This is a genomic window from Acidithiobacillus concretivorus, assembly GCF_018853445.1.
Lineage (GTDB): Bacteria > Pseudomonadota > Gammaproteobacteria > Acidithiobacillales > Acidithiobacillaceae > Acidithiobacillus > Acidithiobacillus concretivorus.
Genome location: NZ_JABELD010000097.1, coordinates 1 through 9,164, shown reverse-complemented (window position 1 = coordinate 9,164; position 9,164 = coordinate 1). Strand labels below are relative to the sequence as shown.

The 9,164-nt window shown below is 50.8% G+C and carries 11 protein-coding genes; 9 read left to right on the top strand and 2 right to left on the bottom strand.

What is annotated here, in order from left to right; translation table 11 throughout:
• On the bottom strand, positions 1-355 hold a 355-nt coding region (locus tag HJG40_RS11775), incomplete at its 3' end, for a PhnD/SsuA/transferrin family substrate-binding protein (RefSeq protein WP_215864370.1).
• A 59-nt stretch (positions 356-414) separates the two neighbouring features.
• On the opposite strand from HJG40_RS11775, the gene moaC reads away from it, so the two are divergent.
• Complete coding sequence (gene moaC, locus HJG40_RS11770) at positions 415-909, top strand: cyclic pyranopterin monophosphate synthase MoaC (RefSeq protein ID WP_215864369.1); 495 nt, start codon at positions 415-417, stop codon at positions 907-909.
• A 7-nt stretch (positions 910-916) separates the two neighbouring features.
• Here the strand turns inward: moaC and HJG40_RS11765 are convergent, their stop codons facing one another.
• Positions 917-1,222, bottom strand: coding sequence for a hypothetical protein (locus HJG40_RS11765; RefSeq protein WP_215864368.1), 306 nt, complete (start codon positions 1,220-1,222; stop codon positions 917-919).
• A 178-nt stretch (positions 1,223-1,400) separates the two neighbouring features.
• On the opposite strand from HJG40_RS11765, the gene HJG40_RS11760 reads away from it, so the two are divergent.
• The 8 genes from HJG40_RS11760 (at position 1,401) to HJG40_RS11725 (ending at position 9,020) form a co-directional block, all read left to right on the top strand.
• Complete coding sequence (locus HJG40_RS11760; RefSeq protein WP_215864367.1) at positions 1,401-4,259, top strand: molybdopterin oxidoreductase family protein; 2,859 nt, start codon at positions 1,401-1,403, stop codon at positions 4,257-4,259.
• Between the two features lie 18 nt (positions 4,260-4,277).
• Positions 4,278-4,970, top strand: coding sequence for a 4Fe-4S dicluster domain-containing protein (locus HJG40_RS11755; RefSeq protein WP_010637265.1), 693 nt, complete (start codon positions 4,278-4,280; stop codon positions 4,968-4,970).
• Between the two features lie 9 nt (positions 4,971-4,979).
• Complete coding sequence (locus HJG40_RS11750) at positions 4,980-5,918, top strand: dimethyl sulfoxide reductase anchor subunit family protein (protein ID WP_215864366.1); 939 nt, start codon at positions 4,980-4,982, stop codon at positions 5,916-5,918.
• 57 nt (positions 5,919-5,975) lie between these two features.
• Positions 5,976-7,007 (top strand): GTP 3',8-cyclase MoaA, encoded by a 1,032-nt coding sequence (gene moaA, locus HJG40_RS11745; RefSeq protein ID WP_215864365.1) that lies wholly within the window; start codon positions 5,976-5,978, stop codon positions 7,005-7,007.
• A gap of 72 nt (positions 7,008-7,079) precedes the next feature.
• Positions 7,080-7,409, top strand: coding sequence for a rhodanese-like domain-containing protein (locus HJG40_RS11740; RefSeq protein ID WP_215864364.1), 330 nt, complete (start codon positions 7,080-7,082; stop codon positions 7,407-7,409).
• 124 nt (positions 7,410-7,533) lie between these two features.
• Complete coding sequence (locus tag HJG40_RS11735; protein WP_010637274.1) at positions 7,534-7,764, top strand: sulfurtransferase TusA family protein; 231 nt, start codon at positions 7,534-7,536, stop codon at positions 7,762-7,764.
• A 40-nt stretch (positions 7,765-7,804) separates the two neighbouring features.
• Entirely contained in the window at positions 7,805-8,275 is a 471-nt protein-coding gene (gene dsrE2 / locus HJG40_RS11730) for a sulfur carrier protein DsrE2 (protein WP_010637276.1), read from the top strand.
• Between the two features lie 64 nt (positions 8,276-8,339).
• On the top strand, positions 8,340-9,020 hold the full coding sequence (locus HJG40_RS11725; protein WP_010637278.1) for a 4Fe-4S dicluster domain-containing protein: 681 nt from the start codon (positions 8,340-8,342) through the stop codon (positions 9,018-9,020).
• Positions 9,021-9,164 lie beyond the last annotated feature (144 nt).

The window sequence follows — 9,164 nt, the reverse complement described above, 5'->3', positions numbered from 1 at the left end:
GGCTGTTATGGCGCACAACAATAACACTATGGTTTCCACCGGGCGTGGGAATCACACCGGCGAGTGGGTAATAAGCCTGTTGATGCGCGCTGCGGATGTAGGCAATAGGACAAAAAAGTACCATTTGCGGAGTGTTTCGGTCGGCCTGATTGTAAAAGCTTTGTAGATTGGCGCTGAAGCTCAGCGTGATTTTTTGATCAATGGCATGACTTAAATAGTTGGCCAGCGGAGTGAATGCGGCATACATGACGGCCGGGCTGCTGACTGGAGGCAACAGAAAGCGTAAATCGGCTTGCGCTGGCAAGGCGAAACAACAGAGAATTATCCACAGCCAGAGCTGTCTTTTGGTTTTCATAAGAAATTCCAGAGCCATTCGAATATGTTCAAATTGCAAGCAAAAGGAGTGCCAGATTCATGTCGGTTCCTGAAAATCTGAATCATTTTAATGCGCAGGGCGAAGTCCACATGGTCGATGTGGGCGCGAAGGCGGTGAGTACGCGGATTGCCGTTGCAGAAGGCGAAATCAACATGGCAGAAAGCACCTTCGACCACATCACCGAAGGGCAGATTCATAAAGGCGATGTGCTCGGAATTGCCAGAATAGCCGCCATCCAGGCCACTAAAAGAACCTGGGAGCTGATCCCTTTGGCACACCCGTTGTTCTTGACGGCTGTTCAGGTGGATCTTATTCCTGAAGCTGACCCCGCCCGCATTGTTTGTCGTGCCGAAGTACACTGTGCAGGGCAAACCGGCGTGGAAATGGAAGCATTAACTGCCGTATCCGTTGCGTTGCTGACCATATACGATATGTGCAAGGCAATAGACAGGGGTATGGTCATCAGTAACATCCGCCTGCTTAAAAAGGAAGGCGGCAAGACGGGCCTCTGGACAAGAGAGGCCCGTTCGTGAACGGCAACTATTTGCCGCGATGCGGACTGGAGCTATAACGCATCATAACATCGGTGTCTTTCCAGCTGGCTTCCTTCAGAATTTCATCCGGAATCATGTAACGATCCTGGGGGGCAACATCCTGGAATTTCACCACGCGCAGCACATCTCCATAAGGTAGCTTGCGCAGCAGGCCATCTTTGTCGGTGGCACGAACGATCAGGGCATCCTTGAGCAGGGCATATACGTAGAAATTACCGGGGCGCAATTTACCTTCCTTATCCTTCCAGGTCACGGTAATGCGGGAATGTTCTTTGAAATCGTTGCGAATCATGAATGCATCTCCTTGGACTAAGCGCCACTAAACTAATCATCGTCCCCACCACAAAGCAAATAAGGACTACTTATTACAAAATCAAAAACGCTGACTTGCTTTATCAGGCACGCTCCGCCAAGATTTCGGCGATAACGGGATGTCCCCGATTTGTTGCAGCCAGACGCGAGGTACAAATATGGCTACGGTTATGGAATTTGAAGACCACAGCAAGCAAGAAATCAAGTACACCACTTGCTACATGTGTGCTTGTCGTTGTGGCATCAAAGTCACTGTAGAAGACAATAAGGTGCGATTTATCCAGGGTAACCGCAACCACCCCATCAATCAGGGGGTGCTTTGTGCCAAAGGCTCTGCTGGCATCATGAAGCAGTATTCGCCGGGTAAATTGCGTAATCCACTGCGGCGTAAGCCTGGTACTGAGCGTGGGGCTGGAGAGTTCGAGGAAATTTCCTGGGACGAAGCTATTAACACCCTGACCGAAAGATTGGCTCATATTCGGGCCACGGATCCAAATAAACTCGCCTATTTTACGGGGCGTGACCAGATGCAGGCACTCACCGGATTGTGGGCGCAGCAGTTTGGCACCCTGAACTGGTCGGCTCATGGCGGCTTCTGTTCGGTGAATATGGCTACTGCCGGATTATATATGCTGGGTCACGCATTTTGGGAATTTGGGGATCCGGATTGGGATCGCACCAAGTATTTCATGCTCTGGGGTGTGGCCGAAGATCATTCCTCCAATCCCTTGAAAATCGGCTTGGAAAAGCTTAAGCGTCATGGTGGCAAGTTTGTCGGAATCAATCCTGCGCGTACGGGTTATCAGGCCATTGCTGACGAGTGGGTGCCCATCAAGCCTGGTACGGATGGCATGCTCGCGCTGTCCATGGTCCATGTTCTGCTTCAGAACGAACAGTTCGACTGGGATTTCCTGTTACGCTACACCAATGCCCCTTTTCTGGTCGTTAACACGCCCGGCAAAGCAGGAGATGGTCTGATTCTGCGCGATGCAGAAGGTCATCCCATGATTTGGGATATCCAGAAAGAAAGCTTCGCCAATGGCATGGAGGCGGGTACGGCCGGTGCCATGTTTGGAGAATATACAGCCCCCGACGGCAGACCGGTGCGTACGGTCATGTCGATATTGGCGGAACGTTATCTCAGCGACGAATTTTCTCCGGAAAATGCCAGTAAAATCACGGGCATTCCAGCCGAGACCATTGAACGACTGGCGCTGGAAATGGCGCATGTAGCTTTCAAGGAAAGTATTGAAATCAACGTAGAGTGGACGGACTGGGCTGGACGCAAGCATGACAAGTTCATTGGTCGTCCGGTTTCCATGCACGCCATGCGCGGTATTTCGGCGCATTCCAATGGTATGCAGTCAGCTCGGGCCATTCACTTGCTGCAGGTATTGCTGGGTACAATTGATTGTCCCGGAGGCTTCAGATCCAAGGCGCCTTACCCCAAGCCCGTGCCGCCAGCGGTCAAACCCGCTCAGCACAGTGCGCCCAATACGCCACTCAAGTCTTCGCCGTTGGGTTTTCCCACCGCACCGGAAGATCTGGTTATTGATGAAAATGGTCAGCCCAAGCGCATTGATAAGGCCTACTCCTGGGAAGCACCTATAGCCAACCACGGCTTAATGCACATGGTGGTCACCAATGCGGTTAATAAAGACCCCTATGCTATTGATACCCTGATTTTCTTCATGGCCAACATGAGCTGGAACTCCACCATGAACACGGCCAATGTTCAGGATATGCTGAAATCCAAGGACGAGAATGGCGAATACAATATTCCCTTTCTGGTGGTGGTGGACGCCTTCCATTCGGAAATGGTCAATTTCGGCGATTTGATTCTGCCAGATACCACCTATCTGGAACGTTATGATGCCATCTCACTGCTGGATCGCCCGATTTCCGAGCCGGATGCGATTTGTGATTCCATCCGTCACCCGATTCTCCAGCCCGACCGTAATGTGCGTCCCTGGCAGGAAGTCATGGTGGACATTGCTGGTCGTCTCAAATTTCCGGCCTTTACCAAGGAAAATGGAGAACCCCGTTTTTCTGGTTACAAAGATTTCATCATCAACTACGAACGTGCTCCTGGTATAGGTTTCCTGGCGGGCTGGCGTGGTGAAGATGGTGAAACCCACTTGCGTGGGGCACCAAACCCCAATCAATGGGATCGTTACATTGAAAACCAGGGGTTCTTTAAATATCACCTGCCGGAGTCCATGGCATTTTATCGCTTTGCCAACAAGGAATACCTGGAGTTATCCCAGCGTATTGGTTTCAACCCAACGGCTGATCCCATCATCATTGAGTTGTACTCTGAGACCTTCCAGCGCTTCCGCCTGGCGGGCATGGGTCTGTACGATGGTCCACAACCTAAAGATCCGGTGGACCGCGAGCGTCTGGCTACCTATTTTGATCCGTTGCCTGCTTTTTATGAGCCGCTTGAACAGCAGCGCGTGGACAAAAAAGAATACCCATTCTTTGCCGTCAATCAGCGCCCCATGATGATGTACCACTCCTGGGATAGTCAGAATGCCTGGCTGCGTCAGATTATCGCCCAGAACTATTTGTACATGAACCGCAAGCGCGGTGAGCAGATGGGTATTGTCGATAAAAGCTGGGTATGGGTGGAAAGTCACAATGGTAAAATCCGGGTGCAGGTCAAGCTGATAGAAGGTTGTCAGGAAGATACCGTCTGGACCTGGAATGCTATTGGTAAACAATCGGGAGCCTGGGGTCTGAAGCCGGAAGCCGCTGAAGCAACACGCGGTTTCCTGATGAATCACCTGATTTCCGAACTGCTGCCAGCCAAGCAGGGGGAAAGACGTTTGACCAATTCCGACCCCATTACCGGCCAGGCGGCCTGGTACGATCTGATGGTCAAAATATATCCGGCGGCACCAGGAGAAGAAGGCACCTGGCCCGTATTCCCAACCATGAAGCCTTTACCTGGTGATACCCCAGCACCTGACGTGCTGCGCTACCATACCCACAAGCCCGTCAATCTGAAATCCTGACGTGCCAAGGAGACTATTATGAGACTCGGTTTAGTCATTGATCTGGACACTTGCGTGGGCTGTCATGCCTGCGCGGTGGCTTGCAAAGAATGGAATACCAGTGGTACCACGGCACCGCTGACCGATTATGATCCCTACGGTGCCAAGCCATCCGGGGTCTGGTTCAATCGGATCCGGCATTTTGAAATAGGGGACTATCCCTACAACAAAACCGTCAATTTTCCTATGTCCTGTATGCATTGTGAAAATGCCGAATGTGTGACGGTTTGTCCCACTGGAGCTTCCTACAAGCGCGCCGAAGACGGCATTGTTCTGGTCGATCAGAACAAATGCATGGGTTGTAATTATTGTTCCTGGGCTTGTCCTTATGGCGCCCGCGAGTTGGATCGCGTGTCCGGAACCATGAAAAAATGCACCCTGTGTATTGACCGTATTTATGATATGGAAATACCGGAAGAAGAAAGACAGCCCGCCTGTGTGCTGACTTGCCCGGCTCATGCCCGTATGTACGGCGATCTGGACGATCCGGAAAGTCCAGTTAGTCGTGCGGTGCGTGATCGGGGTGGCTATCAACTGATGCCCGAACTGAATTACAACCCTACCAACCATTATTTGCCGCCCCGTGTTCATGCCCCGATCCCCACTGAAGAACTGAAGAAAAAAGCAGTTCGTAAAGTGAAAGAATGGGTCAACCGCGTTGTTGAGCGTTAAGGAGATACCATGCATCCGGCACTCGCAGTTATTTTTCTGACGCTTTTTTCTGGCGGTGGTTTTGGCATTATGGCCTTGACGGCCATCATCAATGATTTTCAGATTGATGGCGGGTTAAATCCCTTGCAGACCATGGTGGCAGTCATTCTCTCGCTGGTTTTTGTCAGCATCGGTATGCTGTCTTCTACCGCGCATCTGGCGAACCCCAAGAACGCCTGGCGGGCTTTTACGCGCTGGCGCACCTCCTGGCTGGCCCGCGAGGGTGTTTTTGCGGTGTTATATTATCCGTTTGCTTTTGCCTATCTGGTCTGGGTGTTTTTCACGGCAGGTACGCAGGATACGGTAGGTTTGATTCTGGCGAATCTGGCCGGCCTGATTGGTCTGATTACCATTTTCTGTCAAGGCATGATTTATGCCGTGCTCAGAACCATTCGCCAATGGAATACAGCCCTTGTACCTGCTAATTTTTACGTTATGGGTTTGGCTATTGGTGCCACGATTCTGGCTGCCGAGCGAATGATCATGGGCGCACCGGCGCTCACCCTGGTGGGCATCGCCCTGGGCCTGCTGGTCGCTGCTGCGGTGATGAAAGGTATATATTATTTCTGGATCGCTCGGCCAAATGGCCCTACCATTCGTACGGCTACCGGTTTCAACCGTTCAACGGTGCGAATCCTCGAACAGGGGCACACTTTTGGTACCTTTCTGACGGAAGAGTTCGGGCATACCTTGCCCAGTGCCAAGGCGCGCAGTATTAAATTCATGATGTATATATTTGCCTTCATTATCCCGGTGGCCGCTCTGGTCATTGGTTTTCTGACCGGGCAATTATTTTTTGCATGGCTTGCCATTGTGTCCGTTGTTTTTGGTATTGGTGTAGAACGCTGGCTGTTTTTTGTTGAGGCCCAACACGTCATCAATTTGTATCATGGCCGCCAGCAATGTTGAACTGAGTCTGAAAAGAGGTCTAGTATAGTTTTTTAAGTATTGCTGAGGTGAATGGATATGGCGCAGGAAGTGTTTGCTCTACCGGCACGGGAATCCGCTCTGGCGGATCGTTTCGGGAGGCGCATTACTTACCTGCGTGTTTCCGTTACGGAGCACTGTAATTTCCGTTGCTCCTACTGCTCACCGGCAGAAGGTACCCCTTTTTTCGCCAGAAAAGATCACCTTCAGGTCGAAGAATATGATCGCCTGATCGGGATTTTTGCAGGCTTGGGTGTGCGCCACATGCGCTTTACTGGTGGTGAGCCCCTCATACACCCGCACTTGCCTGCTCTGATTGCTGCTGCCCATCATCATGAGATTGGTAAAATCAGTGTCAGCACCAATGGTCTGTTACTGGCCCGTAAGGCCGAACTGCTGAAACAATCCGGAGTCAATAACCTCAATATCAGCCTCGATAGTTTGGAACCGGAAGTATTTGCCAGGGTCACCCGAGGTGGAAATCTGCAAGAGGTTCTACTAGGTGTTTCTGCCGCAATCAGTGCTGGGATTCCGCGTATTAAACTGAATGTGGTGCTCATGCGTACCGAAAACGGTCATAATCTTGGTGATCTGGTGCGCTACGCTTTGGCGCAGCATATCGACATCCGTTTTATTGAAACCATGCCCCTTGGACAAGCCGGTAGTGAGGCTCAAAACACTGAGTTTTTGAGTGCAAGCGAAGCAAAATCGCTCATCGAAACAGAGTTGGGCACCTTATATCCGGCCTTTCGGCCGACGGATAATGGTCCCGCCCAGCTTTTTCAGTTTGCAGAGCACCCGCGTTCGCAAATCGGCTTTATCACGCCCATCAGCGATAATTTTTGTGCCACCTGTAACCGGGTACGCCTGACTGCAAGTGGCCGACTGGTATTTTGTCTGGGCCAGGAAAATGGTATGGACCTGCTACCGTTGCTGAGAGGCAGCAGCAGGGACGAAGAAATTGCCGATGAAATCCGCGAAAGGATTTGGCAGGATAAACCCGAACGTCACGAATTTGTCACCGATCCAGAACGTTCTTCGCGGATATTCATGATGCGTTTGGGCGGATAATGGTGCTACACGTGAACGAATACATGGTGTAAGCTAGCAGATGACATTATTTTATTAATTGGTGAATAGCTTATGTACGGTTTTCAGGAAATCACGGCAGATCAACTCAAGGCCTTGAGCGATCAAGGGGATGAGTTCATTCTGGTGGATGTGCGTTCTCCTGCTGAGGTGGCACGTGGTATCATCGAAGGCGCCCAGCACGTACCCTTACACATGCTGCCGATGTCTCTACAGCAGTTGGATAAATCCAAAACGGTGGTGTTTTATTGTCTCAGTGGTGGACGTTCAGCCCAGGCCGCAGCTTTTGCCGCTGCTCAGGGTTTTGGGCAAGTGCTTAATTTGCGTGGTGGAATTTCAGCCTGGGCGAATCGTGGACTGCCTATTGGTCAGTTACCCGGTTGATTAGCGTTTTCTAAAATAGGGGTGCTTAATCATCAAATCAAAATATTTGCCTTGCTGTTCCCCCTTTTCCTGATACAGTCTTGCAGGTAGTTTTCAGACATCAATAACCTTAGGAGGTTAAACCATGGTACAAGAAGATCAAGTACTCGACGCACGTGGCCTGAATTGCCCCTTGCCCATCCTGCGCACCAAAAAGGCTCTCGGTGAGCTGACTTCCGGTCAGGTTTTGAAGATCGTGGCCACTGATCCTGGCGCGGTGAAAGATTTTGAAGCATTTGCCAAGCAGACCAAGAATCCTCTTTTGGAGCATGCTGAAGCAGCTGGCGAATTTATCTTCTTCATCCAGAAGGCATAATTGAATGAGGTTGGGCTGACGGCCTGACCAGGAGTAGAAAATGGACGAGAAAAAACTGGCGATTGTTGCCACAAAAGGCACCCTCGATTGGGGATATCCTCCCTTTATCCTGGCATCCACAGCTGCAGCCCTGGGCTACAGCGTGGAAATCTTCTTCACCTTTTACGGTCTGCAATTGCTCAAAAAAGATCTGAGTCATCTGCGCGTCAGCCCCCTGGGTAACCCGGCCATGCCGATGCCTGTTCCCATGCCTACCCTGATGATGGTGTTACCGGGTATGGAAGGAATGGCTACATCCATGATGAAAAGCAAAATGAAAGCCAAGGGCGTAGCCAGTCTGGATGAATTGCGCGAGCTATGTGTTGAAGCTGAAGTAAGAATGATCGCTTGTCAGATGACAGTCGATCTTTTCGAGTTTGATACGGCTGATTTTATTGACGGGATTGAATTAGGCGGTGCAGCGGCCTTTTTTGAATTCGCCGGTGAGTCCGATATCACGTTATTTATTTGAACCAATGATCTGCGCTGCGGGTCGAACAGGTATGACGTATTAATTACGAGCGAGGAGCGAGTAGATGGCGACTTACGCTGAAATGAAAGAGATGTTTGACGAGATCCGTGCGGATTTTCGTTATGACCACGAACTCAATGGCTGTTTGAATTGTGGCATTTGTACGGCTACCTGCCCGTCGGCGCAGTTCTACGATTATAGTCCCCGTGAAATTGTCCAGTTGCTCTGGACCGAAAACGTGGAACAGATTTATGACGCCATGCAGGAAAAAATCTGGGCCTGTGCTCAGTGTATGACCTGTGCAGCACGTTGCCCTTTCAAAAATTCACCCGGTGGACTGGTCATGATCATGCGCGAAGTATCCATTCGCCATGGTATGCAATCTGCCAAAGATGTGTTGCGCCCCTTTGGTCGCGTAATGCTCAAACTGATTACTACGGGTAACCAGCTTTCTCCTGACATGATCCAACCCGATCATTTCCCGGATTGGGGTCCCAATATTCAGAAAGTTGAAGGAGATTTGCGGATTCTGCGCAAGGCAATCCCGGTTCGCACCTTGCAAACAGTAGAAACGGCATGGGAAGTATCCCTGAAAACTTCCGTAGAGATGTACACCATCTGGGAAATGACGGGTGTGCTGAAGTCTCTGGAGACCATGGATGAAAACCTCTTTGACGTTATCGAGGATTTCATTGATGAAAAGCGGGAAGATTACGAAGACTGGCTCGAGAGCCAGGAAGACTGACGGATCAAGGAGATCGTTATGAGCGACAACAGCACGCAGCAAGGATTAGCGGGGCACGGAGCTTTTTTCCAGGACACAAACTTATCGGCCAACGAAGCGGAAGCGGCCACGGCATGGGTACGCAGTCACGTAGACCGTCGCACC